27 protein-coding genes are annotated in these 23,995 nt (G+C 62.1%); 12 read left to right on the top strand and 15 right to left on the bottom strand.

The annotated features are described in order from the left end of the window. Nucleotides 1–74 precede the first annotated feature (74 nt). Nucleotides 75–1,499: an aminotransferase gene (locus tag G6N74_RS15200; protein WP_165118714.1), complete on the bottom strand. Its 1,425-nt coding sequence runs from the start codon at nucleotides 1,497–1,499 to the stop codon at nucleotides 75–77. A gap of 244 nt (nucleotides 1,500–1,743) precedes the next feature. Between G6N74_RS15200 and G6N74_RS15195 the strand changes: the two genes are divergently transcribed. The 4 genes from G6N74_RS15195 to G6N74_RS15180 all read left to right on the top strand — a co-directional run bounded on the left by G6N74_RS15195 (nucleotide 1,744) and on the right by G6N74_RS15180 (nucleotide 5,224). Continuing rightward, nucleotides 1,744–2,661 (top strand): ABC transporter permease, encoded by a 918-nt coding sequence (locus G6N74_RS15195; RefSeq protein ID WP_165118712.1) that lies wholly within the window; start codon nucleotides 1,744–1,746, stop codon nucleotides 2,659–2,661. Further along, on the top strand, nucleotides 2,658–3,479 hold the full coding sequence (locus G6N74_RS15190; RefSeq protein WP_091909761.1) for an ABC transporter permease: 822 nt from the start codon (nucleotides 2,658–2,660) through the stop codon (nucleotides 3,477–3,479). The genes G6N74_RS15195 and G6N74_RS15190 overlap by 4 nt, the downstream gene beginning before the upstream one ends. A 22-nt stretch (nucleotides 3,480–3,501) precedes the next feature. After that, complete coding sequence (locus G6N74_RS15185; RefSeq protein WP_165118876.1) at nucleotides 3,502–4,575, top strand: ABC transporter ATP-binding protein; 1,074 nt, start codon at nucleotides 3,502–3,504, stop codon at nucleotides 4,573–4,575. Nucleotides 4,576–4,852: 277 nt separating this feature from the next. Next, nucleotides 4,853–5,224, top strand: coding sequence for a VOC family protein (locus tag G6N74_RS15180; RefSeq protein ID WP_165118710.1), 372 nt, complete (start codon nucleotides 4,853–4,855; stop codon nucleotides 5,222–5,224). A 14-nt stretch (nucleotides 5,225–5,238) separates the two neighbouring features. On the opposite strand, the gene G6N74_RS15175 is transcribed toward G6N74_RS15180, so the two are convergent. Genes G6N74_RS15175 through G6N74_RS15165 form a run of 3 tightly spaced genes read right to left on the bottom strand, consistent with a single transcriptional unit; the run spans nucleotide 5,239 to nucleotide 7,857 of the window. Next, entirely contained in the window at nucleotides 5,239–6,321 is a 1,083-nt protein-coding gene (locus G6N74_RS15175; protein WP_165118708.1) for an extracellular solute-binding protein, read from the bottom strand. Nucleotides 6,322–6,351: 30 nt separating this feature from the next. Beyond that, nucleotides 6,352–7,050, bottom strand: a complete 699-nt coding sequence (gene betI / locus G6N74_RS15170) for a transcriptional regulator BetI (protein WP_246245760.1) — start codon at nucleotides 7,048–7,050, stop codon at nucleotides 6,352–6,354. Nucleotides 7,051–7,056: 6 nt separating this feature from the next. Next, the gene (locus tag G6N74_RS15165; protein ID WP_165118706.1) at nucleotides 7,057–7,857 is read right to left on the bottom strand and encodes a methyltransferase domain-containing protein; all 801 of its coding nucleotides are present in this window, start codon (nucleotides 7,855–7,857) and stop codon (nucleotides 7,057–7,059) included. Nucleotides 7,858–8,018: 161 nt separating this feature from the next. Here G6N74_RS15165 and G6N74_RS15160 point away from each other — a divergent pair, with 161 nt between their 5' ends. From G6N74_RS15160 to G6N74_RS15145, 4 genes are read left to right on the top strand one after another with little or no spacing between them, the layout of a single operon-like run. Then, complete coding sequence (locus G6N74_RS15160; protein ID WP_165118704.1) at nucleotides 8,019–9,638, top strand: phytoene desaturase family protein; 1,620 nt, start codon at nucleotides 8,019–8,021, stop codon at nucleotides 9,636–9,638. Continuing rightward, complete coding sequence (locus G6N74_RS15155) at nucleotides 9,625–11,181, top strand: phytoene desaturase family protein (RefSeq protein WP_165118702.1); 1,557 nt, start codon at nucleotides 9,625–9,627, stop codon at nucleotides 11,179–11,181. The genes G6N74_RS15160 and G6N74_RS15155 overlap by 14 nt, the downstream gene beginning before the upstream one ends. A gap of 12 nt (nucleotides 11,182–11,193) precedes the next feature. Next, complete coding sequence (locus G6N74_RS15150; protein ID WP_376767719.1) at nucleotides 11,194–12,414, top strand: aminomethyl transferase family protein; 1,221 nt, start codon at nucleotides 11,194–11,196, stop codon at nucleotides 12,412–12,414. 2 nt (nucleotides 12,415–12,416) lie between these two features. Then, nucleotides 12,417–12,668 carry a hypothetical protein gene (locus G6N74_RS15145; RefSeq protein ID WP_165118698.1) on the top strand — a complete coding sequence of 84 codons (252 nt, stop codon included), beginning with the start codon at nucleotides 12,417–12,419 and terminating at the stop codon, nucleotides 12,666–12,668. A 263-nt stretch (nucleotides 12,669–12,931) separates the two neighbouring features. On the opposite strand, the gene G6N74_RS15140 is transcribed toward G6N74_RS15145, so the two are convergent. The 3 genes from G6N74_RS15140 to G6N74_RS15130 form a co-directional block, all read right to left on the bottom strand. After that, nucleotides 12,932–13,231, bottom strand: coding sequence for a GNAT family N-acetyltransferase (locus G6N74_RS15140; RefSeq protein ID WP_165118696.1), 300 nt, complete (start codon nucleotides 13,229–13,231; stop codon nucleotides 12,932–12,934). Next, nucleotides 13,228–13,869, bottom strand: a complete 642-nt coding sequence (locus G6N74_RS15135) for an alpha/beta hydrolase (RefSeq protein ID WP_165118694.1) — start codon at nucleotides 13,867–13,869, stop codon at nucleotides 13,228–13,230. The genes G6N74_RS15140 and G6N74_RS15135 overlap by 4 nt, the downstream gene beginning before the upstream one ends. Before the next feature lie 71 nt (nucleotides 13,870–13,940). Then, nucleotides 13,941–14,873 carry a VOC family protein gene (locus tag G6N74_RS15130; RefSeq protein WP_165118692.1) on the bottom strand — a complete coding sequence of 311 codons (933 nt, stop codon included), beginning with the start codon at nucleotides 14,871–14,873 and terminating at the stop codon, nucleotides 13,941–13,943. A 218-nt stretch (nucleotides 14,874–15,091) separates the two neighbouring features. On the opposite strand from G6N74_RS15130, the gene G6N74_RS15125 reads away from it, so the two are divergent. Next, nucleotides 15,092–16,636, top strand: coding sequence for an alkaline phosphatase family protein (locus G6N74_RS15125; protein WP_165118690.1), 1,545 nt, complete (start codon nucleotides 15,092–15,094; stop codon nucleotides 16,634–16,636). A 60-nt stretch (nucleotides 16,637–16,696) separates the two neighbouring features. Here G6N74_RS15125 and G6N74_RS15120 read toward each other — a convergent pair whose 3' ends face one another. The 3 genes from G6N74_RS15120 to G6N74_RS15110 form a co-directional block, all read right to left on the bottom strand. Further along, nucleotides 16,697–17,614 (bottom strand): PRC-barrel domain-containing protein, encoded by a 918-nt coding sequence (locus G6N74_RS15120; protein ID WP_165118688.1) that lies wholly within the window; start codon nucleotides 17,612–17,614, stop codon nucleotides 16,697–16,699. A gap of 87 nt (nucleotides 17,615–17,701) precedes the next feature. Further along, nucleotides 17,702–17,992 carry a hypothetical protein gene (locus tag G6N74_RS15115; RefSeq protein WP_165118686.1) on the bottom strand — a complete coding sequence of 97 codons (291 nt, stop codon included), beginning with the start codon at nucleotides 17,990–17,992 and terminating at the stop codon, nucleotides 17,702–17,704. A 45-nt stretch (nucleotides 17,993–18,037) separates the two neighbouring features. Beyond that, a complete protein-coding gene (locus G6N74_RS15110) occupies nucleotides 18,038–18,214 on the bottom strand; it encodes a hypothetical protein (protein WP_165118684.1) in 177 nt (58 codons plus the stop codon). Between the two features lie 122 nt (nucleotides 18,215–18,336). Between G6N74_RS15110 and G6N74_RS15105 the strand changes: the two genes are divergently transcribed. Then, complete coding sequence (locus G6N74_RS15105) at nucleotides 18,337–19,881, top strand: sensor histidine kinase (protein ID WP_205826687.1); 1,545 nt, start codon at nucleotides 18,337–18,339, stop codon at nucleotides 19,879–19,881. An 8-nt stretch (nucleotides 19,882–19,889) separates the two neighbouring features. Here the strand turns inward: G6N74_RS15105 and G6N74_RS15100 are convergent, their stop codons facing one another. Both G6N74_RS15100 and G6N74_RS15095 read right to left on the bottom strand, forming a co-directional pair. Continuing rightward, the gene (locus tag G6N74_RS15100) at nucleotides 19,890–20,354 is read right to left on the bottom strand and encodes a hypothetical protein (protein WP_165118682.1); all 465 of its coding nucleotides are present in this window, start codon (nucleotides 20,352–20,354) and stop codon (nucleotides 19,890–19,892) included. A 24-nt stretch (nucleotides 20,355–20,378) separates the two neighbouring features. After that, nucleotides 20,379–20,714 carry an ElaB/YgaM/YqjD family protein gene (locus tag G6N74_RS15095; RefSeq protein ID WP_165118680.1) on the bottom strand — a complete coding sequence of 112 codons (336 nt, stop codon included), beginning with the start codon at nucleotides 20,712–20,714 and terminating at the stop codon, nucleotides 20,379–20,381. Nucleotides 20,715–20,833: 119 nt separating this feature from the next. Between G6N74_RS15095 and G6N74_RS15090 the strand changes: the two genes are divergently transcribed. Next, nucleotides 20,834–21,922 (top strand): AI-2E family transporter, encoded by a 1,089-nt coding sequence (locus tag G6N74_RS15090; RefSeq protein ID WP_165118678.1) that lies wholly within the window; start codon nucleotides 20,834–20,836, stop codon nucleotides 21,920–21,922. A gap of 39 nt (nucleotides 21,923–21,961) precedes the next feature. Here G6N74_RS15090 and G6N74_RS15085 read toward each other — a convergent pair whose 3' ends face one another. Further along, nucleotides 21,962–22,723 carry a Crp/Fnr family transcriptional regulator gene (locus G6N74_RS15085; RefSeq protein ID WP_165118676.1) on the bottom strand — a complete coding sequence of 254 codons (762 nt, stop codon included), beginning with the start codon at nucleotides 22,721–22,723 and terminating at the stop codon, nucleotides 21,962–21,964. A 144-nt stretch (nucleotides 22,724–22,867) separates the two neighbouring features. Between G6N74_RS15085 and G6N74_RS15080 the strand changes: the two genes are divergently transcribed. Beyond that, a complete protein-coding gene (locus tag G6N74_RS15080) occupies nucleotides 22,868–23,257 on the top strand; it encodes a response regulator (protein WP_246245759.1) in 390 nt (129 codons plus the stop codon). Here G6N74_RS15080 and G6N74_RS15075 read toward each other — a convergent pair. Then, nucleotides 23,243–23,791, bottom strand: coding sequence for an RNA polymerase sigma factor (locus G6N74_RS15075; protein WP_091910293.1), 549 nt, complete (start codon nucleotides 23,789–23,791; stop codon nucleotides 23,243–23,245). The two genes, G6N74_RS15080 and G6N74_RS15075, sit on opposite strands and share 15 nt — an antisense overlap. Nucleotides 23,792–23,796: 5 nt before the next feature. Continuing rightward, on the bottom strand, nucleotides 23,797–23,994 hold the full coding sequence (locus tag G6N74_RS15070; protein WP_165118674.1) for a NepR family anti-sigma factor: 198 nt from the start codon (nucleotides 23,992–23,994) through the stop codon (nucleotides 23,797–23,799). Between the last annotated feature and the right edge of the window lies 1 nt (nucleotide 23,995).

Raw genomic sequence — 23,995 nt, 5'->3', positions numbered from 1 at the left:
GGGGTTAGGGGTGGGGGTGTTTCAAACGCCCCGACATTTGCGGAGAACACCCCTCCACAACGCAGAGAATGGCATCACCCCCGCCACACACCCTCTTTCCTCAAATCGTCCATCGTCCGCGAAATGCCTTCGCGCAGAATGCCGACCATGTCGTCGATCTGCTCCCTTGTGATGGTGAGCGGCGGCGACATTACGCACATGTTGATCAGCGGGCGCACCAGCAGGCCGAGGTCGTGGCAATGCGCGTCGATGCGCTGGCCGACATTGCGGTCGAGTTCCAGCGGGTCCTTGCTGTCGCGATCGGCAACGCATTCGACGCAGGCCATAAGCCCGACGCCGCGCACTTCGCCCACCAGCGGCAGTTCCTCCAGCGTCTTCAGCTGCGCCTGGAAATAGGGCGTGACCTCTCGCGCATGGGCGAGAACGCCATTTTCCAGAAGATCGAGATTGGCGAGCGCCACGGCGCAGCCAACCGGGTGGCTGGTATAGGTGAGGCCATGCGCATACATCGCCGTCGGATGGTTCGAGCGACGCAAATCTTCCAGCAACCGCTCTGAGACGATCATGCCGCCGAGCGGGAAATAGCCGGAGGTGACGCCCTTGGCGAAGGTGATGATATCGGGATCGATGCCGAACACATCACCCGATGCAAACACATGCCCAAGCCGGCCGAAGGCAGTGACGACCTCGTCGGCGATGAACAGGATGTCGTTGTCGCGGCAGATTTTCCGGATGCGCCTGAGATAGCCTTCCGGCGGTACGATGACGCCGCCCGATGCCTGCACCGGCTCGCCGACGAAAGCGCCGATCCTGTCTGCGCCGATGCGCTTCACCGTTTCCGCGAACTCCGCCACCAGCCGGTCGCAGAAGGCCGCAACGCTCATTCCGGCAAGCCGCCGGAATGGATCGGGCGAGGACAATTTGACGATCAGCTCATCGGCGCCGTCCATCCAGTCGCGGTCGCGCGGGCGACCGTTGAGCGAGGCCGACAGATAGGTCGAGCCGTGATAAGCGCCGCCGCGCGACAGGATGAGCTTCTTTTCCGTCCGGCCGCGGACATTGTTGTAGAACTGCATGAAGCGCAGCGCGCTTTCCACCGCCGACGAGCCGCCGGTGGTGAAGAAGACGTGGGAAAGATCGCCCGGCGCATGCCCCGCGATGCGCTCGGCCAGGACGGCCGAAGGCTCGTTCATCGTGTACCACGGCGTGTTGTAGGAAAGCTGCATGGCTTGGTCGTACATGACGCGGGCAAGCTCCTCGCGGCGATGGCCGACATTGACGCACCACATGCCCGCCGGCCCGTCGATCAGCCGCTTGCCGTCGCCGTCGGTGATGTAGATGCCGTCGCCGCTGCCGATCAGGCTGCGCGTCTCCGCGCCGATCTCGCCGGCGGTCGGCCAGGGCTGAACCAGATGGCGCTTTGCAAGATCGACCGTATCCTCGCTTGGCAGCATCTCGATGCCGCCGCCGGCCTTCCACATGTCTTTCACCGCAGCCATTTTCCCTCGCTTTCCCGGCCAGCTCATCGCATTCGCCACAGTCCGGCATGAATGCAGAAGCAAGCCTTTATTCGGATCATATTGAATGTCCGTTCAGTCAATATCGCAGAAATAGCGCTTGATTTCAATCCACGGATGGGCTCATGATGAAAGAAAGCCGGCGCACCCAGGGAATGTGACGCCGGCGCAAAAATGGGATGGTCATGCCGGACACCGAGCCAGCATTCTTATGTGAGCCCCTGCAATGACGGCGGCTGCGGAAGGGGCACCTGCGCTGCGACCCGCGCAGTCTCGAAGAACCTCCCTTCTGCAATCGGAATCGGCCCAGGGCTTTGCCCTTATCAGCCCGACATTCCTCTACGCGCTGGTGCTTCTGGTCGTGCCGATCCTGGTGGTGATCGCGCATAGTTTCTGGACGCAGAACTACCTCACCATCGACCGCACTTTCACGCTGGAAAACTACCGCATCGCGCTGACCGAGCCGATCTACCGCGACCTTCTGATGCGCTCGCTGCGGATCTCGCTACTGGTCAGCTTCTTCACCGTCGTTCTGGCCTATCCGATCGCCTTTTACATTTCCTTCCATGGCGGGCGGCACAAGGGCCTGTGGCTGTTCCTGATCACCATTCCGTTCTGGACAAGCTACCTGCTGCGCGTCATGTCGTGGAAGGTCATCCTGGGCTACAATGGCGTGCTCAATTCCGGCCTTCTGGGCCTCGGCATCATCGACGAACCCTCGACCGCCCTGCTCTACAACACCAGCGCCGTCGTCATCACGCTGACCCATGCCTGGGCGGCCTTCGCCATCCTGCCGATCTTCGTCTCGCTCGAAAAGATCGACCGCACGCTGATCGAAGCGGCGACCGATCTCGGCGACGGGCCACTGCGCCGCTTCATGCGGGTGACGCTGCCGCTGTCGGTGCCCGGCATCGTCTCGGCGATCCTCATCGTCATGATCCCGACGGTCGGCGATTTCGTCACGCCGCGCCTCGTCGGCGGCAAAGACGGCGTCATGATCGCCAACGCCATTCAGGCGCAGTTCGGCAAGGGCGCCAACTGGCCGCTGGGTGCCGCACTTTCGGTGACGACCATGGCGATCGTCACAATGATGGCGGCGGCGACCGTGCTGATCATCCGCTCGGCAGCGAGGCTGGCGCGATGAGCGGACTGCGCAAAATCCTGTCGAACTGGCTGCCGGCCTATGCCTTCCTCTACATCGTCTTTCTCTATCTGCCGGTGATCTTCCTGCCGATATTCTCGGTCAACACATCGGCCTCGCCGAAATTCCCGCTGAGCGGCTTCACGCTCAAATGGTACGAGGAACTGCCGCACACGCCGGCTCTGCTCGATGCAGCCTGGAACAGCCTGATGGTCGGTGTTTCCGCCGCCATCCTGTCCACCGTTCTCGGCATCTGCGCGGCGCGCGCCATCACCCGCTACCGCTTTCCCGGCCGCCGAACCATCAACGGCCTGCTGATGGCACCGCTGGTGCTGCCGGAAATCATCGTCGCGGTTTCCATGCTGCTGGTCATGCTGCAACTGGGCCTCAGCCTGTCTCTGGTAACCGTCGTGCTCGGCCATGTGCTGGTCTGCATCCCCTATTCGCTCAGCGTGCTGACCTCCGGCTTCGAAGGTTTCGACCGCAGCCTTGAGGAAGCCTCCGCCGACCTCGGCGAATCGGCCTTCGGCACATTCCGCCGGGTGACGCTGCCGATGGTGGCGCCTGCAATAATTTCCAGTCTGCTCGTCTCCTTCACCATCTCGCTCGACGAATTCATCATGGCCTTCTTCCTCACCGGCACGGAATCGACCTTGCCCGTCTATATCTGGGGCCAGTTGCGCTTTGCCTCGAAGCTGCCCGGCGTGCTGGCGCTCGGCACGCTGCTGCTGGTCGGCTCCTTCGTGCTTCTGACCCTTGCCGAAATCCTGCGCCGCCGCGCCGCGCGACGCACCCAGAACACGGGAGGCGTCTTTGCCTGAACGCTCCAAATCCGAACGGCCGATGATCGAGATTGCGCATGTCACGCGCAGCTACGGTGCCTTCAAGGCGCTGGACGACGCCTCGCTGACGATCAGGGAAGGCGAGTTCTTCTCGCTGCTCGGCCCGTCCGGCTGCGGCAAGACCACGCTTCTGCGGATGATCGCCGGCTTCGACAATCCGACCAGCGGCAGCATTGCGGTGGACGGGCAGGAGATGCTGGGCATCCCGGCCAACCGCCGCCCGACCAACATGGTGTTCCAGAGTTACGCCATCTTTCCGCACCTCAATGTCGAGCAGAATGTCGGCTACGGTCTGAAACGCCTGCGGCTTGACGCAACGGAAGAAAAGCGCCGCGTCGAGGAAGCCTTGGCGCAGGTGTCGCTGACGGGCCTTGGCAAGCGCGGTGCCACCGAACTCTCCGGCGGCCAGCGCCAGCGCGTGGCACTCGCCCGCGCACTGGTGATGCGGCCGAAGGTGCTGCTGCTCGACGAACCGCTGTCGGCGCTCGACAAGAAACTGCGCGAGCAGATGCAGGTGGAATTGCGCCGGCTGCAGCAGGCCGTCGGCATCACCTTCATCCTCGTCACCCACGACCAGTATGAGGCGCTGGCCATGTCCGACCGCATCGCCGTGATGTTCGGCGGAAAGATCGCGCAGGTCGCCTCGCCCAAGGAAATCTACCAGCGCCCGGTCAACCGGCAGGTCGCCGATTTCCTCGGCGGCATGAACTTCGTCAAAGCCGAGATCGTCGAGGAGAACGGCGCCTCCATGACCGTCGACACGCTCGGCTTCGGCCGCGTGAAAACCGACAAACCGGCAGCCTTCGTCCGCAACGGCAAAGCAGCCACCCTCGGCATCCGACCGGAGCGGCTGCGGGTGCTGTGGGACGACGCCAAGGACAAGCACGAAGTCGCCGGCACGGTCGTTGACCGGCATTATTTCGGCGAAATCACCCATCTCATCGTCGACATACCCGGCTTGGAAAAGCCTCTGTCGGTGACCGAGACCAACAATTTCGGCGCCGACGATATCCCGGTCGGCGCGCCAATCAGGCTGGCCTATGATCCTGACGCGCTGGTGGCGATGGCAGATTGAAGGCGACCTCTCTTTGCCGGTTATGCCCTTCGGGCTCCCCTCTCCGTCTCGGCTTCGCCGAGCCACCTCTCCCCATTTCATGGGGCGAGGAACCTAAATCCTGAAATGCGGCAGCCTCGCAAAACTTGGGTTCCTCGCCCCGCTTGCGGGGAGAGGTGGCTCGGCGAAGCCGAGACGGAGAGGGGATTACAGCGGCAGCCAGTTGCGCTACCACGCCTGACAGGCGACCCTGACAAGGAGCCCCATCGCTACGTGGTCAATCATTGATGGCCACCTCATGACCATAACCGGCATCGACCACATCCAGCTTTCCATGCCGGCCGGCGAGGAAAACGCGGCGCGGCGTTTCTACGGCGAACTGCTCGGCATCCCCGAAGCCGCAAAACCCGCCCCGCTCGCGGCGCGTGGCGGCTGCTGGTTCGAACAGGGGGCGGTGAAAATCCATCTCGGCGTCGAGGCCGGCTTCCAGCCTGCCCGCAAAGCACATCCGGCATTGCTGGTGGACGATCTTGCGACCTTGTCAAAGAAACTCCACGCAGCCGGATTCCCAGTGACCCCGGATGACACGCTGGAAGGGGTCGAGAGATGTTTTGTCAGCGACCCGTTCGGCAACCGCATCGAACTTATTCAGGACGAAGCGAGCCGCTGACAGCGGGTCGTGCCTCAATACCCCGCCTTGATCTTCTCGAACTCGGCGATCATCTTCTGCTTAAGTTCGCTCGGCACCGGCGACTGGAACAGCGTCTTGTCGATGAACTTGTCGACATCGGCATAGCCTTTTTCCGCCAGCACTTCGGGATCGACGGTCGCCATGCCCTTGGCATTGGCATGGCCGTAACCCCAGTCGCCGACCATATATTGCGCAACCTTGGGATCGTTCACCGCATTGAGATAATCATAGGCCTTTTCTTCCGAGCCCGGAGCATCCTTGTAGCGGACATAGCCGCAGACCCAGGTGGAAATGCCTTCTGCCGTGTCACGCTTGTTCTTGATCGGCGCGCCGGCGGCTGCGGACTGCACCGCAGCGTCGTTCCACGCCCAGGCGAGATCGACCTCGCCGCCGCTCATCGCCTGCACGATCTCGGTGGTGTCGGTCCAGTACATGCGGACATTCTTGTGCACTTCGCGCAGGAAGTCGGACGCCTGCTTGAACTGCTCGTCGGTCATCTGCGTCCAGTCCTTCAGGCCGATGATGAGACTGGCCAGCGCATAGGCGTCGTCGACATTGTCGCCGATCGAGATGCGGTCCTTGAACTTCGGATCCGCAAAGGCCTTTAGCGACTGGATGTCCTTCTCGTCGACCTTGTCCGAATTGTAGGTGAGCGCCGTGTTGCCCCAGTCCCACGGCATGAACCAGGCCTTGCCGTCCTCCGTGGTGGCGAGATTCTTCATCGCCATGATGCCGGGGTTGAGATCGTTCCAGCCGGTGATCTTCGACGTATCCAGCGGCTGCAGAAGACCGGCCTCGCGCCATTTGGTTACGCTCTGCGAGCAGGGGTGGCCGAGATCGGCCTTGAAGCCGGCGCGCACTTTCTCAAAAGCTTCGTCCTCATCGCCGAAGAAGGTGAAGGTCGGCGAGTCGCCGTTTTTCTCGACATAGCCGGGATGGAAAGATGGTTCCTCGTAACCCGACCAGTCAAAGATTATCAGGTCCTTGTCGGCCGCGGTGGCCATGCCCACGGCATAGGCCGAAAGCGCGCCAGCAAGCGCAAGCGTGGTTGAAAGCCTTCCGATAAGTCGCGTCATCGTTCCATCCTCTGTCTTATGATTATGGGGTCATGCGATCTTGCGCGCGCCGGCCTCCTTGCGCGAAAAATGCTTCGGAAAGGCCGAGGCAAGATAGTCCGTGGCCGCCTGATGCGCGGTTTCACGCGTTACGTTTTCCGCCGCCATCATCAGGCGCAGCCACAGTCCCTCGAGCATGGCGCTAAGGCCGAGCGCCGTCGCCTCCGGATCGAAATCGTAGCCGCCATCGTCTTTAAGACGCACGCAGAGATCGACGACCGTCTGCTGATAATCCTTGTCGCGCGAACCGCTGAGCGCCTGATAGGTCGGGCGCGACTTGGCCTCGCCCCAGAAGGCACACCATGCTGCAAGCTTGCGCTTGTTGCAGACCGAGCGGTCGAAATCGGCCGCCACCAGCGCCTGAAGCTGGCGCGCCGGATCGTCGCCGGCCTTGGTAAGCGCAGCACGCCAATGCGCGGAATATTCGTCGTACATGTGCTGCAAGGTCGCGATCAGCAGCTTTTCCTTGCTCTCGAAATGAAAGTTGACGATGCCGCGCGACAGGCCGGCGCCATCGGCCACATCTGCCATGGTGGTGTCGGAATAGCCGCGCTTGGCCAGCGAATCGATCGTCGCCTCGATGAGCTGCAACTGCCGCGTTTCCTTGGACGCCTTGCGCCCGCGCTTTTCGGCCTCGGGGCCTGCTTCCTTCACCGTCGCCGTCTTCATTGCTGCTACCATGCTCCGCATCGCCGGCTAACGTCCCTCGTCCGGCTTCCATCCGCGCAGATGAGTGGGACGGTGCTCGCCGCTGTCAAGAACCTTCTGCATGGCTTCCCAGGTCTTGATGTTCTTGTCGACATAGTCACGGCCAACCGCAGCCGCGACCGGCTCGTAGAGCGGACCTTTCAGCCGCGCCAGCTCGCCGCGCGCCACCTCGCGATACCAGTGATTGCGGTCGGTAACCGCAATGTCACGGAAACCCGCATCCTCCATCGCCTTTCGATAATGCACCGGCGAGCGCATGGCGAAGGAGAGCCCCTCAGCCGCGATATAGGCCTTCATCTCCCGCGACGGCTCGCCGTCATGGCCGATCATCCAGTTCGAAGCGGCAAAGACGCCGCCGGGCTTCAGCACGCGAAAGATTTCTGAAAACAGCGCATGCTTGTCCGGCACATGCAGAAGCGCATCCTTGGAAAACACCATGTCAAACGAGCCATCGGCAAAAGGCAGCGGTCCCGGCGGCGCCTGAACGAATGCCGTGCGCGCCGACAGGCCCCGTTCGGCTGAGCGCTTCGTTGCGACGGCAATGACGGGTTCTTCCACATCGAAGCCGGTGACATGCCCGGCGTCATGGCTCTCGACGAAATGCAACGCAATGCCGCCCGCGCCGCAGCCGACATCCAGTATCCGCCTGCCGCCAAGCGAAAGGCCTTCGACCACGCGGTCGACTTCCCCCGGCCCGCCCGGCGACAGGTAGCCCTCGCCCCACAGCGCCTCCAGGAAGCGAATGGCGGTGTCGTCATATTCCGGCGCGGCGTCTGCCGTCTCGATCATTGTTCCCCGTCCAAGCCAAAGGTTTTCAACGTCGAAATTTCTCCAAAGCCTACTCCACTCGCATCAAAACGCAATGTCATTTGTTGAACATTCATTCAAAATCTCTGGACAGGCATGCCGCCTCCGTGTCAGATTTGCAGAAAATAAAAGCGGGAACCTGCATGAAGAAATGGGACGCCATCGTCATCGGCGCGGGGCACAACGGGCTGGTCAACGCCTGCTATCTGCAGCGCGCCGGGCTCGACGTGCTGGTGGTCGAAAAGAACGACTGGATCGGCGGCGCCGCCGTCAGCCGCTCGCTGACGCCGGGCTTTCTCTATTCCAACTGTTCCTATGTCTGCTCGCTGTTCCGGCCCGAAATCATGCGCGATCTGGAATTGCCGCGCTTCGGCCTTCAGGTCATCTCCTATGAGGGCGGCGCGGTGTTCACTAGGGACGGCGACTATCTCGCCAATTACCGTGACCACCATGCCCATCGCCGCGAATTCGCGCGCTTCTCGGCCCGCGACGCCGAGGCCTATGATCGCTACGCCCGCGACGTGACGCGGCAGTGCCGTTTCATCCAGCCGCTGCTGATGCGCACCGCACCCGACCCGACAAGCTTTCGCCCGCGCGATATCTCCGAACTGCTCTACCTCGGCAAGAAATTCGCCGGGCTGGGTGCGGCCGAGATGGCCGACACGCTGCGCTTCTGGACCATGTCGATCTCCGACTTCCTCGACGAGTATTTCGAGACCGACGTGATCAAGGCCAACTTCGCGCTTTCCGGTATCATCGGTACCGCACTTGGGCCCATGTCGCCCGGCACGGCTTACGTTCTGCTGCATCACTATATGGGCGAGGTCGACGGCTCGGTCGGCGCCTGGGGCTATGCCCGCGGCGGCATGGGCGCGGTGACCAAGGCGCTGGCGGACTCGTTCCGCGCATCGGGCGGCACGATCCGCACCGGAGCCGAGGTCGAGCAGGTTCTTGTCAGGAGCGGCAAGGCGCGCGGACTTGTGCTGGCCGACGGCGAGGAGATCTATGGCAACCTCGTCATCTCCAATGCCGATGTGAAGCGCACCTTCCTCAAGTTGGTCGAGGAAAAGGAACTGCCCGAAATCTTCCTGCGGCGGGTGAAGAATTTCAAGATGCGCGGCTCGTCGGGCAAGGTGAACATCGCGCTGGATTCACTGCCGGAATTTCCGGCGCTGCCGAAGGATTCGCCCTGCTATCGCGGCGACATGCATTTCACCGACTCGGTCGAGCGCATGGAGCGCGGCTATGACGACTGGAAGGCCGGACGCTGGTCGGCCGATCCCTTCCTCGACATGGTCATCCCGACCACGCTCGACCCGACCATGGCCCCGCCCGGCAAGCACTTCATGAGTTGCTTCGTCCAATATTGCCCGCCCAAGGTGGAAGGACGCGACTGGACCGACGCCGATCGCGACGCTTTCGGCGAAACGGTGATCTCGCAGATCGCCGACTATTCGCCCGGTTTCCGCGACCGCATCGTGCATATGGAAGTGCGCACGCCGCGCGAACTGGAGGCCGAAGTCGGCCTCACCGAGGGCAACATTTTCCAGGGCGAACTGACCTTCGATCAGCTTCTGTTCAACCGCCCGGTGCCGGGTTACGCGCAATACCGCTCGCCGGTCGACGGGCTCTATATGTGCGGTTCCTCCACCCATCCCGGCGGCGGCGTGATGGGCGCACCGGGCCGCAACGCAGCCGCGGAAATCCTGCGTGACCTCTCGCGCGGCACCAAGCATATGAGCCCGGCCCATGACGTCATTTGATGCAATCGTCATCGGCGGCGGCCACAACGGGCTCGTCGCGGCGGCAACACTCGGAAAAAGCGGGCGTAAGGTTCTTGTGCTGGAAGCGGCGGGCGAAGTCGGCGGCGCGGCCCGCACCGAAGAATTCGCTCCGGGCTTTCGCGTTTCCTCCGCGCATCTGCTGAACCGCCTGCACCCGGAGGTGATGAAGACGCTGGAGCTTGAACGGCACGGCCTGTCCTTCGGCCCGATCGCGCCCAGCGTGGCGCTGTCGCGCGACGGCAACCCGCTGACATTGCACGGTGCCTATGGCGAGACACTCACCGGCACGTCAGCCTCCGAACAGGCCGCGTGGCAGGAATTCCGCGCACAGCTTCTGCGTTACGCCGGCATATTGAAGCCGCTGCTGGCGCGCCGTCCACCCGACCTCGGCAACATGTCGCTGATGGAGAGTTCCGCCTTCGCCATGACCGGCCTGTCGCTGCGCCGGCTTGGCAAGGAGGACATGCGCGACTTCCTGCGCATGCTCCTGATGAATGTCTCGGACGTCGCCGACGAGCATCTGGCGGACGACCGCCTGAAGGGTCTGCTCGCCTTCGACGCCACGCTCGGCAGCCATCTCGGGCCACGTTCGCCGACCTCGTTGCTCGGCCTCTACTATCGCCTCGCCGGCGAGATTAGCGGCCAGCCCGGCGCTCAGGCGCTGCCAGCCGGCGGCATGGGCGCGGTCATCGCCGCGATCTTGAGTGCGGCGAAATCCGCTGGCGTCGGCGTCCGCACCGATGCCCCGGCAATGAAAATCCTGATCGAAAGGGGCCGCGCCGCTGGGGTGGTTCTCGACAGCGGCGAGGAAATCCGGGCCAAAACAGTCATCTCGGCGATCAACCCGCGCTCCACTTTCATCGACCTCGTCGGCACCCGCGAGCTCGATACCGGCTTCGTGCGGCGGATAAAAAACATCCGCATGAAGGGCAATGTCGCCAAGCTGCATCTGGCGCTCGACCGGCCACCGGAGTTCTCGGGCGTCGATGCTACCGGCCATCGCGGCCGCCTCGTCATCGCGCCGTCGTCCGACCATGTCGAACGCGCCTTCAACCCCGCGAAATATGGCGAATTCTCGCCCGAGCCGGTGATGGAGATCACGCTGCCGAGCCTTGCCGACACGTCGCTTGCACCGGACGGTGCCTGTGTGCTTTCGGCGGTCGTACAGTATGCGCCCTATGCGCTGAAGGAAGGCTGGGAGACCGGCAAGCCGAAATTCCTCAAGGCGATCATGGCGCAGTTGGAGCTTTACGCACCCGGCATCGGCAAGCTCGTGCGCCATGCCGAACTGCTGACGCCCGCCGATATCGAGACGCGCTACCGTATGCCCGGCGGCCACTGGCACCATGGCGAATTGCAGGCCGACCAGATGATGATGTCGCGCCCGGCCTTCGGTGCGTCAGGCTATGACACGCCGATCGACGGGCTTTATCTCTGCGGTGCCGGTTCGCACCCGGGCGGCGGCATCTCCGGCGTGCCGGGACTGAATGCGGCGCGGCGGATCATCGAGATGCGGGGTTAGGCCATGAACCAGATGCCAAAGCTGTCCTCCGCACGCCTCACCGCCCAGTCCCATTTCCGCACGCTGCGCCTCGGCACGCCGTTCCAGCCGCGCATCGATGCGCTGATGAAAACCAACGACTGGTACGACTGGGGTGGCTACCGCGCACCGGCCTCGCTGTGGGACGAGGAACTGGAATATTTCGCCATCCGCAGCCAGGCCGCACTCTTCGACATCTCGCCGATGGTGAAATACCGCATCGAGGGTCCGGACGGGGAAGATTTCCTCAACCGCGTCACCTTGCGCGACGTAGCAAAGCTGAAGTCCGGCCGCGTGCATTACACCGCGTGGTGTGACGATGAAGGCTATGTGCTCGACGACGGAACGCTGTTCCGGCTGGCGCCTGATCGTTTCCGCCTGTGCTGCCAGGAGCGGCATTTGCCCTGGCTGCTCGACAGCGCCATCGGCTTCGACGTTTCCGTATTGGAGGAAACCGAGGCGGTGGCCGGGCTGGCGCTACAAGGCCCGACTTCCGTTGCCGTGCTGCGGGAGGCCGGTTTTGCCGGTGTCGAAAGGCTGAAGGTCTTCGATCTTGCCGAGTTCCCGCATGAAGGGGGCCGCGTCACCATCTCGCGCACCGGCTTCACCGGCGATCTCGGCTATGAACTTTTCGCCCCGGCTGAATTGGCGCTCTCGCTATGGGACCGTCTCTGGAAGGCAGGCGAACTGCGCGGCATCCGCGCCATCGGCTACACAGCGCTCAACCGCGCAAGGCTGGAGGCCGGGCTGATCGTCGCCAATGCCGACTTCGTCACTGCCGAACACGCCATCCGGCCCGACCGCGTACGCATGCCCGACGAGATCGGGCTCGGCTTCATGGTCGATCTGGAAAAGGGCCATTTCAACGGCCGCCGCGCCATCGCGCAGGCGCGCGCCAAGGGCTCGATGCGCCATGTGCTGGTCGGGCTGGAGATCGAAGGCAACATTCCAGCCGAGCACGCCATCGTCTATCACAAGCAAAAGAAGGAGGTCGGGCTGGTCAGCGCCGCGATCTGGTCGCCCATGGCCAAGCGCAACATTGCGCTGGCGAGCCTTTCGCGGCCCTATGGCGACACGATCACCGATGACCTCTGGGTCGAGATTTATGCCATGCGCGAACTCAGATACGAGCGGCTGATGAAGCGGGCGAGGATCGTGCCGCGGCCCTTCATCAAGCTCGACCGACGCACTGCCAGCCCACCGGCGGATTTCTGACCATGGCCGAGCCCGACGCCGAACTTGCCGAGCAGTGGGCGCTGGTCAACACGCCGCTTGGCGAAGTCTGGTCGGGCCGCACGCGCTATGCGGCGGCGATGTATTTCCACAAGCGCGGCGACATGAGCGCCGAAACGCTGGAGGTCTACCGCATCTGCGCGCGGCTCGACGCCGAAGACCCTCTGCCGATCATCCGCGACCGCGGGGTGGGAAAGGAGTGGTTGAGCAAGATGGAAGAAAGGAAGTTGCGCTGAGGAGCAGCTTTCACCGTCTCCTGAAAACTTCGACCCAGAACCCCCTCTCCGTCTCGGCTTCGCCGAGCCACCTCTCCCCCGCTTCGCAGGGGCGAGGAATAGCTAACCGTGAAGGCTGCGACATCACAGAACCTGGGTTCCTCGCCCCCATGAAATGGGGGAGAGGTGGCACGCGAAGCGAGACGGAGAGGGGGAATTCGTCAAGAGAGGACGGGGACGCTTTCGCTCCGGACCTGGCCTGCCCCTCCATCAGAGACACAGCCTCAGCTCTTCAACACATCCGCCCATTCCGGGTGCCGCTTGAACTGCGCATTGGCAAACGGGCAAAGCGGAATGATCTTCTTGCCCGCCGCGCGCGCTTCCTCAACCGCGCGCGTCACCAGCCGCAAGCCCGCGCCCTGCCCGCGAAACGCATCCGGCACCTCGGTATGGTCGATGATCATAAGATGCTCGCCGGCCTTGCTGAAGGTCATTTCGGCCTCCGCGCCGCCGGGCCCGCGCAGGAAATAGCGGCCCTTGGAGCCGGTCTCTTCCAGTTGGATTTCGGGTGTCTGGTCGGTCATGTCCGGGCTCCTGCTGTGTTTGCCGTGGCGCGATAGGGTGCGAGAAAGGCGCGTGCCGCCACGATTTCGTTCTGCCGCATCTCGTGCCCGCCTTCGTGCCATTCCAGCGTGACGTCGGCGCTGTCCGCACGCAGATAGCTGTCGAGTCGGGAAGTCAGGTTCGGCGGGCAGATCGGGTCGTGATGGCCGGCGGTGATGAGAATGCGCTTGCCCGCAAGACTACCCTTCACCTCCGGTTCGAACGGGATCAGCGGATGCATCAGCACCGCCGCATCGAACAGCTTGGGGTCGGCAAACAGCAGCGACGCCAGGATATTCGCGCCGTTGGAAAAGCCGATGCCGATCACCGAAGACGGTTTTGCTTCCTTGATATGGGCTTTGACAAAACCGGCCATCTTTTTCGTTCGCTCGGCCAGATCGTCCATGTCGTAGACGCCCTCAGCCGTGCGGCGGAAGAAGCGCGCCGCGCCCTGTTCGGAGACGTCGCCGCGCGGCGAGATCGCTGCCACGCCGGGCAGCAGGTCGAGCGCCAGCCCCAGCATCTGGTTTTCGTTGCCGCCCGTTCCATGGAACAGGAAGGCGAGCGCCCCGCCCGATGTGCCGGGCAATGAGGTGTAGGTATAGGCATCCTTGGACATGATGTTCCTCGCATTATGGACACAGCCTATCCGAGCCGGAAAAATCCGGCTCGGACTTTTTTGAGCGACCGTCAGTCGCCAAGCGGCTGCAGGTTCTTTTCGAGATAGTCGCGCAGATGCGCATGCTGGCTCGGCAGTTTCAGCGCCTCGCCGAGATGGGCCGTATCCTCGTCGCGGTCGAAGCCCGGCTCGTTGGTCGAGACCTCGAACAAGACGCCGCCCGGCGTGCGGAAATAGATCGCCCAGAAGTAGTCGCGGTCGATCACCGGCGTCACCTGATGGCCTGTATCCATCAGCGCCTTGCGCACTTCGAGCTGCTTGGCCCGATTCTCGACGGCGAAGGCGACGTGATGAACCGAACCTGCCCCGAGATTGGCAAAGCCGACGCCCGGCAGGCTTTCGATGTCGACGACATCGGCGCCGTTGCCGCCCTTCACTGCCAGCCGCTTCACGTTGCCGGCGGTGTCGACTTCCTCGTAACCCATGAACTTCAACAGCTCCTCGGTCGCGCCGCCATCCTTAAGGCGCAGCGACACGGAATGGAATCCGCGGATCGCCTCATCGCCGGGCACGCCGCCCTTGGTCCAGGGCGCGCGGCTATCGTTCTTCGCTTCGACAAGCGCAAAGCCGTCGCCGTCAGGGCCGTCGAAGGCCAGCCGGTTCTCGCCGAACACCGTATCGCGCCTCAGGCCGGTAACGCCCTGCTCGGCAAATCGCTTTTCCCAGTAGCCGAGCGTGCCCTCGGGAACCGAATAGACCGTCGTGCCGACCTCGCCGGTACCGTGGCTGCCCTTGCCGATATTCGGGAAGGGAAAATAGGTCATCACCGAACCCGGCGTGCCAAGCTCGTCGGCATAGTAGAGATGATAGACATCCGGTGCGTCGAAATTGACCGTCTTCTTGACGCGGCGCAGGCCGAGCTTGTGAGTGAAGAAGTCGTTGTTCTGGCGCGCATCCTTCGCCATCGAGGTGACGTGGTGCAGGCCTTTGATCTGGTCAAGCATGTTCTTTGCTCCCGTTTTCGCCATGCAGCGCTTGCTGCTTCATGTCCCCATATGTCGGTCAAACCGGCCTGCTGGAAAGACGCCAATGACAGAATGGACTGTATTCATTTTGTGAACGATAGATCAAAGACTGTTCACTATTGACGCCATCCGATCACACTTGCGCCGCCCTGAAAATTCGGCTCCATGAGCGAGACAGCATTCTGAGGGAGCATCGCGTGGCACGCAAAGGCAAACGTCAAAACATCCTTCTGATCACCTGCGACCAGTGGCGCGGTGACTGCCTTTCAGCCGCCGGCCACGCGACGGTGAAAACACCGAATGCCGATGCGCTGGCCACTGAGGGCGTGTTGTTCAGCCGGCATTTCGGCGGGGCAGCGCCCTGCTCTCCGGCACGAGCCTGCCTCTATACCGGTCTCTACCAGATGAACAATCGCGTCTGCCGCAACGGCACGCCGCTTGACGCGCGCCACGACAACATCGCGCTCGCCGCCCGTCGCCTCGGCTACGACCCCACCCTGTTCGGCTATACCGACGTCGCACCCGATCCGGATTTCCATGCGCCGGGCGATCCGTTTTTGCGCACCTATGAAGGCGTGCTGCCGGGCTTCACCGCGCGCCAGCTTCTGCCCGAACACCAGAAACAGTGGCTGTCCTGGCTCGCTGCGCGCGGCATCGATTCCAGCGCCGGCTTCCCCGATATTCATCGGCCTGTGAACAGTAGCGGCAAGGACGTCACCAACGCGCCGCCTGTCTATTCGAAGGACGAGACACCAGCTGCGTTTCTGTCGGGCGAGTTCATCCGCTGGCTGGGCGAGCAGGAAGAAGCGCAGCCATGGTTCGCGCATGTTTCCTTCCTCAGCCCGCACCCGCCCTTCATCGTGCCTGAGCCCTACAACACCATGTACGACCCGGCCGCCGGTCCGGAATTTCACCGTGCCAGGGATTGGAAGAAGGAAGCGAAGGCGCATCCCTATCTCGCCTATGAATATGAGCAGCAGAAGCGCTCGAAATTCATTCCTGGCGCGAAGGGCAAGGTGCGCGACTGGGGCGAAGACAATTTTCGCCGCATCCGCGCGCTCTATTACGGCATGGTTTCCGAGGTCGACGCCCAGCTCGGCCGCATCTGGCAGGCGCTGAAGGCAAGCGGTACGTGGGACGATACGATCATCGTCCTGACCTCCGATCATGCCGAGATGATGGGCGACCATTACATGCTCGGCAAAGGCGGGTTTTACGACCAGAGTTTTCACATCCCACTGATCATCCGCGACCCTGCGGGCAACAAGACTGCCGGAACGACGGTGACGCATTTCACCGAGGCGGTCGATATCATGCCGACGCTGATAGACCTGCTTGGCGAAAGCGTCCCGGCCCATCTCGACGGCCACTCGCTCAAGCCTTTCCTCAAGGGCCAGACGCCAGAGACGTGGCGCGACGCGGCGCATTGGGAGTTCGATTTCCGCTCGATCTCGCAAGGAACGGCCGAGCGTCATTTCGGTCTCAGGCCGCAGGACTGCAACCTCGCCGTCATCCGCTCGCAACGCTTCAAATATGTGCATTTCGGCGGCGGCCTGCCGCCGCTTCTTTTCGATCTTGATCAGGATCCGGGCGAGTTGAACAACCTCGCAAAGGAACCTGCTTTCCTTGGCGTCCGACTCGAATTCGCCGAGCGACTGCTTTCATGGCGCGCGCGCCATCTCGACCAATCGCTGGCTTTGGTCGAACTGACGGAGCATGGCGTGATCGCCTATGAGGGGTGACAAAAAGAAGCCCACGCCGTTGCCGGCGCGGGCCAAAATCACTGATACTTTGAACGACGGTTAGTTCATCTTCAGAAGCTGCTCATCGCGCTTGTCACCAAAGGTTGCCTTGTCGTAAGCGGGCTGCGCTTCGAGCTGCTCCTTGGTGAAGTTGGTGTAGAGATATTTCTTGCCGTCCTTGTCCGTCATGAAGGCCAGCTTATCCATGCCGACGGCGACTTCCTTTGCACCGACGCCGAGGAACCCACCGACATCGATGATGACTGCATCGACCTTGTCGTCCTTCAGAACGACATCACCGATCTTGCCGACATTGGCGTCTTCAGCACCGTAGACGGTGGTGCCCGTCAGCTCTTCCGAACGGATTTCACCGACCGGCACCTCGGTCAGCTGCGACTTGTCGATCGCACCTGTTTCTGTGGTGTCGGTCGCTGCCGGAGCCTGCGCAGTGTTATCGTTCGACGGTGCCGGCGTGGCCGGGGCCATCGCGGTATTGTCGGTTGCCGGTGCGGTCGTATCCGTTGCAGCCGCAGCGGCAGGCTCAGGGTCATAGCCGCGGCGATCGAAGTCCGGCAGGGCCTGGAGCTGTTCCTTGGTGGTGTTCACCACGGCCCAGCGGTCGCCGTTCTGCTCGGCCCAATCGACCTCGGAATAGTTGACGGCAACGTTCTTCGCGCCGAGACCGAGGAAGCCGCCAACGCCGACGACGAGCGCCTCGATAGCGCCGTCCTTGTTGATGACTATGTCGTTGATCTTGCCGATGTTCTCTGCCTGCTCACCAGTGCCGTTGTAGACGGTTTCGCCCATGATATTGCTGGCAAGATGACCGTCAGCGCGGGTGACCGGGGCCTCTGCCGCAGGTGCTTCCTGTGTCATTGGAGCCGGGCTGGCAGGAGCAGGAGTAGCGGATTCCTGCGCATATGCAGCGGTCGCCATCAGCGTGGCGATTGCAGTCGTAGCCAAAAGATTGCGGAACATGATAGTCTCTCCTTGTGCGTGATCTTTATGCACTGCCGCGCCTCGGTCGAACCGTCGCAGGGAAAACTCGGGCGCGGCATCACAACCTCACAACGCCGTTACTTCCATCCAGTTCCGAAATTTGCCGTCCGGCTTATCCTTTTGGACAAGCAGAAAATTTGCGCCGCGACGGAACCATTCCGCGCTCAGCGCGTTTGTGCGCACGGGTTCTTTTTCTGCCGGCGACTGGGGTAGCCGTTTCTTCGATGTATCTGGAGCATTCCCGATGATTTTGTTGCCGTGCTCTACCGGGGTGAGAGCACGATTTGCGTTCCGCGTTCCTTCAGGGTTTCGCCGCACATGAGTGCGGCTTGCGAAATCGTCGGTTCCGCGCAGCACGCTGGAAATTACCTGAAATCTATCATCCCGGGCAAAACGTCGGATCTAGTTCGTCTGGCTGGTCGCCGCCGGCTGATCGGCTCCGGGCTCTATCGACTTGCCGTAAAGCTCGACTGCAAACCACGCCGCAACCGCAAGCAGCAGGGCGCATATCAGCACCACAAGGACTTGCCAGCCGCGCCGGCCCTGTCGCGCCTTGTCGGTCGGAATTGTCTTGGGCAAGATAAACCTCCATGTGGCGCACCTGCGCGCCTTCTTCTCCTCATGGTCAATGCGTCCAGACCGGTGTGGTTCCCGCGACGGCTGTCACGGGATTTTTTCAGTTTGGGCCTGGGCAGTTAGAAATGCACGAAGTGGATCGGGACAATTCGGAAACGCTGGACGCCCTGCCGGCAGACGTCCGTCAGATCGTCGGCGACGAACACAGGCGCGCAGTTCTCCATGGCTTGCAGACACTGGATACGTCTTCCGACCCCGATTTCGATCGCCTCACCGGCCTTGCCGCAGCACTCATGGACGTGCCCATCGCGCTTGTCAGCCTGGTCGATATCGAGCGGCAATGGTTCAAGTCGTGCATCGGCATGGAGGGCAGGGAAACGCCGGTCAGCCTGTCTTTCTGCGCACATGCCATCACCGCCGGCGACGATGTGATGGTGATCCCGGACGCCACCGCCGACCCGCGCTTTTCGTCAAACAGCCTCGTCACCGGCGAGCCTCACATCCGTTTCTATGCCGGAGCGCCGATCACCGTTTCCGGCGAACGCATCGGCACGCTCTGCGTCATCGACCGCAAGCCACGACAGCGCCCCTCGACGGAAAAACTCGACCAGCTGAAGATGCTTGCAGGGCTCGCCTCCAGCCTCTTCGCGCTCAAGGAAGGCACACGCACCGGCGCGCTTGCCCGCGCCGAACTGGAGCGTGAAGAAAAACGCCGCACTGTTGCAGTGGAGGCCGCCTCACTGGCAAGCTGGGCTTGGGACGTGCGCACCGGCGCGATCGAATGCGATACGCTTTTCCCGGTCCTGCTCGGTCTGGCGCCAACCACGCGGTTGACCGCACGGCAGATTTTCCGCGCCGTCGACCGCCGCGACGTGCGGCAGGCCGAAAGTAGCTTCAGGCAGGCCCTGTCGAGCAATGAAGATTATGTCGGTGAATACCGGATCGCCGGCATCGAACCAGCACGATGGCTCGGCGCGCGCGGGCGGGTCGTGGAACGCGACGCGGCGGGCAATGCCACGCTCGTCTTCGGTGTCAATTACGATATCAGTGAAAGAAAGCTGGCTGAAGAACGCCAGCGCCTGTTGCTGCGCGAACTCAACCATCGCGTCAAGAACACGCTTGCGACCGTGCAGGCGCTGGCGACGCAAACAGTGCGCCACGCGCGCGAGCCCGGCGAGTTTCTGGACGCCTTCAGCGCCAGGCTGCAGGCGCTCGGGCTCGCCCACGGCATGCTGTCGGACAGGGAATGGCGCGGCATAGCGCTCAACGAACTGATCCAGCTTGAAGTAAAGCCGTTCGACGACGGAGAAAGCCCACGCATCAACATTTCCGGCGAGGATATCTTCCTGTCGCCCGACCAGGCGCTTGGTCTCGGCCTTATCCTGCACGAACTGGCCAGCAATGCGATGAAGTACGGCTCTCTTTCCACGCCGGGAGGCACTGTCGACCTTGCCTGGACGGTGGAAAAAAGCCGGCATTCGCGACGCCTTACACTGACATGGACCGAAACAGGCGGCCCCGCAGTCGAAACGCCGAAACGCTTTGGTTTCGGCTCGATCCTGATACGGCGCAGCCTGTCGAAGGTCATCTCGAGCGAGGTGACGCACGAATTCCTGCCGGGCGGCGTGAAGGCGAAAATATCCATGCCGCTCGAGCAGTTCTCCGACTGATGTAGTGATCAGTCCGCGTCGTCTAGTGGATTTTCGCCGGACCGGCGGCGTGACTTGCGGTTTTCCCGATAGATTTCGTAGGCCACCACGGCCAAAGCGGGCGCTACGATCGCACCCAGGCCGGCCTTGCCACGGAACAGCCCCGGCAGCACGGCAAGAGCCGAAGCGGCTGCAAGCGCCGTCAAATCCTTGTTGCGCCTGCGCGTTTCGCGTCGCCGCTGCGCGCCGGAGGTCAGCTTGTTGATGAGGAGAACGAGCCCGGCAAGGACGAGAAAGCCTATGCCGAACGCCACGGCTGCTCGTGTCCAGCCATAGTGGTGAGCTGTCCAGATATAGGCGCCGCCGATCAGGAAGCCGATACCGATCAGCGCCGCGACACCCGCAAGAAGATAGGCGATCGCCGCGCGCTTGGCGCGGCGCACGGCATGGAGCGTCTCGCCCGAAGCGAAACTGGCAATGAGCGATGCGAGCATATTCTACGCCCCCTGCCGCGCGATCTAGCGGCGCGACAAGAGCGCGAACAGGAAGCCGACGCCCGCTGCAATGGCGAGCGAAGTAACCGGCTTCTCCCGCACGGCGGCGGTGATCTGGTCTTCGATATCCTTGGCATTGCCGCGCAGGCTCTCGATCGTCGCTTCACCTTGCGCGCGGAGCTGGTCGACGCCTTCCTTGGCGGCGCGGCGCGCGGCACCGTAGGAGTGCTCTCCGGTGGTGGCCAATTGTTCGGTCAGCTTGGCGATATCGGCGCGCAACTGGCGGATATCGGCCTCGATATCCGAGGTCGTGACCGTGTCGTTGCCGTTCCGGGTGGATTTGCCTGCAGCTGCGGCCATGGTTCAACTCCTTGGGTTTGTACGGTCCAAAACGCCTCATATGCGGCGAGGTTCCGCCGGGAAGGAACGAAACGCGATGAAAGTGCGTTTCCGTGGTCAAGTCCAGCCGGAATTATTGAATGACCGAACGAGCGGCCAAGAAGGCGCCAATCGTAAGATTGCCGCCAAAGTCGAATATCGAAATCTTCCTTACCCGATCCTCGCAGGTGTCGGTCATCTTCATTGGGCTGCTCGCCTTCGTGTTCGCATTGTCGGCAGGCCAATATATTCTGGCGCCCGTTTCACTCGGCATCGTCGTCGGCCTTATGCTCGGCCCGCTTGCCTCGAAACTCGAGCGGCGCGGCCTGTTACCCGGACTCTCGGCCATTCTGGTCGTCCTTCTGTTTGTCGCAGTCGCCTGTCTCTTTGCGCTTGCGGTTGCAGCGCCGCTTTCGTTCTGGATCGGGCGGCTGCCTCAGATCTGGGGAAATCTGCAGCACCAGCTCTCCGAGCTGAAAGGTCCTCTCGACGCGATGCGCGGCATGCGCGACCAGTTGCGCGAATTGACCGGCGGCAAGGGCCTGACCGTATCGGTCGATGAGGGCATGGGCGTGGAAAGCATGGCAACGCTGGCGCCTGCCGTCTTCGGGCAAATCCTGATCTTTTTCGCCAGCCTTTATTTTTTCGTCGCCACCCGCCACCAGACGCGCACGGCAGTGCTGACCCTTTGCTTCAATCGCCGGCTGCGCTGGCGCGTCGCGCATATCTTTCGCGACGTCGAGCAGATGGTGTCGCGCTATCTGCTGTCCATCAGCCTCATCAACATTGGCGAGGGGCTGGCCGTGGGCGTCGGGCTTTATCTTATCGGCGTGCCTTCGGCATTGCTCTGGGGCGCGCTGGCGATACTGACGAATTTCGTCGTCTTCATCGGCCCGGCAGTGATGGTCGTCATCCTGTTTTTGATCGGCCTCTCGGAATTCGATTCGCTGGGCGGGGCCTTCCTGCCGGTCGCGATCTACCTCGCCATCAACACCATTGAGGCGCAGTTCGTCACGCCGATGGTGATCGGTCGAACGATGACGCTGAACCCTTTCCTCGTCGTACTGGCGCTGATTTTCTGGATCTGGCTGTGGGGTGCCCTCGGCGGCTTCATAGCCATTCCGGCGCTGCTGATCGTCTACGCGATCTTCCGCAATATCGTTCCGGGAATGGACTGGGGCGCGGACTGAGCGCCGCCCGGATTCAGGTCAGGCCGTCATCACCTGAATCTATACCAAGGGGCGAAGCACTTCGCTCAGCCCTTCCCAACGGGCCAGCCTCATCAGGCCATCAACGTCGAGGATTTCACAGCCGCCATCCCGCCAGATGATCAACTCGCGGTCCATCAGCTTGCGCAGCGTCTTGTTGGTGTGGACGAGCGACAGGCCAAGCGTATCGGCGATGTGCTGCTGGGTAATCGGTATTTCTATCGCCTGCTTGCCGTTCAGGCCGACCGTCTTCGCCCGGCTGCCGATGAAGGCGATGAGATAGGCGGCGCGTTCAAGTGCGGTGCGGCGCCCGACGCTCAGCAGGTTTTCATCGAGCATCTGCTCTTCGCGCGATGCGATCCAGGTGATGTCGTAGGCAAGGCCGGGATAGTTTCGATAGAGCTCGTGCAGCTGGTCGCGCTCGAACATGCACAAAAGCAGCGGCGAAAGCGCCTCGACCGAATGCTGCATCTCCCCCATCAGGCTGCCTTGCAGACCGATCAGATCGCCCGGCATCAGATAGTTGAGTATCTGGCGGCGTCCGTCCGACATCAGCTTGTAGCGGAAACCCCAACCCGAAAGCACGGTATAAAGGTGAGCGCTGTGGTTCCCCTCGACCAGGACCGTCGCGCCCTTGTCCACCGCCAGCTCGCCCTTCTTGAACTTGCTGACGAAAGCGAGCTCTTCTTTCTCGAACTCGCGAAACACCTTTAGCGGCCGCAGCGGGCACTTCTCGCAGGAAAATTGCCGCGCCGAAAATGATCTCGCCTGCTGTGCTGCCACGGAACTCTCCCCAAAAGTCGATTTATTTCAACGCATTGGAGGTCGGAGAGTTCCAATTGCGCGCATTTGGATACATGTCTTTTTTAAATGACAACGCCGGTGTTAGCCGTCATGAATCGCCGCCTTTCAACAGAGTGATTTCCATTGGCAAATTTGCTTTCCGGTATGCGTATCCTGATCCTTGAGGATGAGTTCCTCATTGCGATGGATGTCGAACAGCTTTGCCGGGACAATGGAGCCACTGAGGCGGTGATTGCCCGCAACCTTGACGAGATCGACCAGGAGCAAGCATCGAAAAACTTCGATGCGGCGATCCTCGACGTCATGCTCGGGGGTGCCTCCACACTGCCTTTCGCGAAGAAAATCCATGAGAACGGCGTGCCGTTCATCTTTGCGTCGGGCTATGCGGATGTCGATGAAATCTTTACCGCCTTTCCCGGCATCCCCGTCATCGGCAAGCCCTATTCCGGCACCGACCTGATCGAGGCGCTGGCAGCGACCGCCGGTCGCCTGCCTGATTCAGGCGGCGTTTGAGCCCATGACCTGCGCCGAGATAGCGTCCGGCCCGAACTCAGCCTCACCGGATATGTCCAGGATTTCCTGAAGGCGATTTCTTGCACGGCTGACACGGCTCTTTATGGTGCCGACGGCACAGCCGCAGATCTCTGCCGCTTCCTCGTACGAGAACCCCGACGCGCCGATCAGGATGATCGCCTCGCGCTGGTCTTCGGGAAGCTGTTCCAGCGCACCGCGGAAATCCTTGAGGTCGAGCATGCCGTGCTGACTGGGGTGAACCGCCAGGCGCTCGGTCATCACACCGTCGCTGTCCTGCACTTCACGCCCGCGCTTGCGCATCTGCGAATAGAATTCGTTGCGCAAAATGGTGAAGAGCCAAGCCTTGAGATTGGTCCCCATCTGGAAACTCTCATGCTTGTCCCACGCCTTGACCAGCGTTTCCTGCACCAGATCGTCGGCCTTGTCGGCGCTCTGGGTAAGGGAAACTGCAAAGGCGCGCAGGTTCGGGATGGTCGCGAGCAGTTCCGTCTTGAATGCCGGAGAAACGGCCATGCTGATCAACCCTTCTTCTGAAGAGGTTCAGCCTGTTCCAGCTGGCTGAGCAGCTGAGCGAAACGATCCGGCACCTCGTCGGAGACCAGTTCGTCATAATATTGCTTGAGTTTGCGGCCAATTTCCGAGTTGGTCCCGAGTGGATCACCTGACCCGTTTCGGCGCCGATTGACGGGTTCTGCCCCGGTCTTTTGCTTGGTCATG

This window comes from Mesorhizobium zhangyense (genome assembly GCF_011045115.1).
GTDB classification, from domain to species: domain Bacteria; phylum Pseudomonadota; class Alphaproteobacteria; order Rhizobiales; family Rhizobiaceae; genus Mesorhizobium_M; species Mesorhizobium_M zhangyense.
This window is presented reverse-complemented; position numbering and strand designations above follow the sequence as displayed.

Coding starts and splice junctions, on each gene's coding strand:
- G6N74_RS15200 (WP_165118714.1), bottom strand. CDS start 1,499: ATGGCTGCGGTGAAAGACATGTGGAAGGCCGGCGGCGGCATCGAGATG.
- G6N74_RS15120 (WP_165118688.1), bottom strand. CDS start 17,614: ATGTTCCGCAATCTTTTGGCTACGACTGCAATCGCCACGCTGATGGCG.
- G6N74_RS15135 (WP_165118694.1), bottom strand. CDS start 13,869: ATGTCCAAGGATGCCTATACCTACACCTCATTGCCCGGCACATCGGGC.
- G6N74_RS15190 (WP_091909761.1), top strand. CDS start 2,658: ATGAGCGGACTGCGCAAAATCCTGTCGAACTGGCTGCCGGCCTATGCC.
- G6N74_RS15145 (WP_165118698.1), top strand. CDS start 12,417: ATGGCCGAGCCCGACGCCGAACTTGCCGAGCAGTGGGCGCTGGTCAAC.
- G6N74_RS15155 (WP_165118702.1), top strand. CDS start 9,625: ATGACGTCATTTGATGCAATCGTCATCGGCGGCGGCCACAACGGGCTC.
- G6N74_RS15070 (WP_165118674.1), bottom strand. CDS start 23,994: ATGACCAAGCAAAAGACCGGGGCAGAACCCGTCAATCGGCGCCGAAAC.
- G6N74_RS15100 (WP_165118682.1), bottom strand. CDS start 20,354: ATGCTCGCATCGCTCATTGCCAGTTTCGCTTCGGGCGAGACGCTCCAT.
- G6N74_RS15180 (WP_165118710.1), top strand. CDS start 4,853: ATGACCATAACCGGCATCGACCACATCCAGCTTTCCATGCCGGCCGGC.
- G6N74_RS15165 (WP_165118706.1), bottom strand. CDS start 7,857: ATGATCGAGACGGCAGACGCCGCGCCGGAATATGACGACACCGCCATT.
- G6N74_RS15150 (WP_376767719.1), top strand. CDS start 11,194: ATGCCAAAGCTGTCCTCCGCACGCCTCACCGCCCAGTCCCATTTCCGC.
- G6N74_RS15175 (WP_165118708.1), bottom strand. CDS start 6,321: ATGACGCGACTTATCGGAAGGCTTTCAACCACGCTTGCGCTTGCTGGC.
- G6N74_RS15090 (WP_165118678.1), top strand. CDS start 20,834: ATGACCGAACGAGCGGCCAAGAAGGCGCCAATCGTAAGATTGCCGCCA.
- G6N74_RS15105 (WP_205826687.1), top strand. CDS start 18,337: ATGCACGAAGTGGATCGGGACAATTCGGAAACGCTGGACGCCCTGCCG.
- G6N74_RS15185 (WP_165118876.1), top strand. CDS start 3,502: ATGATCGAGATTGCGCATGTCACGCGCAGCTACGGTGCCTTCAAGGCG.
- G6N74_RS15160 (WP_165118704.1), top strand. CDS start 8,019: ATGAAGAAATGGGACGCCATCGTCATCGGCGCGGGGCACAACGGGCTG.
- G6N74_RS15195 (WP_165118712.1), top strand. CDS start 1,744: ATGACGGCGGCTGCGGAAGGGGCACCTGCGCTGCGACCCGCGCAGTCT.
- G6N74_RS15140 (WP_165118696.1), bottom strand. CDS start 13,231: ATGACCGACCAGACACCCGAAATCCAACTGGAAGAGACCGGCTCCAAG.
- betI (WP_246245760.1), bottom strand. CDS start 7,050: ATGCGGAGCATGGTAGCAGCAATGAAGACGGCGACGGTGAAGGAAGCA.
- G6N74_RS15130 (WP_165118692.1), bottom strand. CDS start 14,873: ATGCTTGACCAGATCAAAGGCCTGCACCACGTCACCTCGATGGCGAAG.
- G6N74_RS15095 (WP_165118680.1), bottom strand. CDS start 20,714: ATGGCCGCAGCTGCAGGCAAATCCACCCGGAACGGCAACGACACGGTC.
- G6N74_RS15075 (WP_091910293.1), bottom strand. CDS start 23,791: ATGGCCGTTTCTCCGGCATTCAAGACGGAACTGCTCGCGACCATCCCG.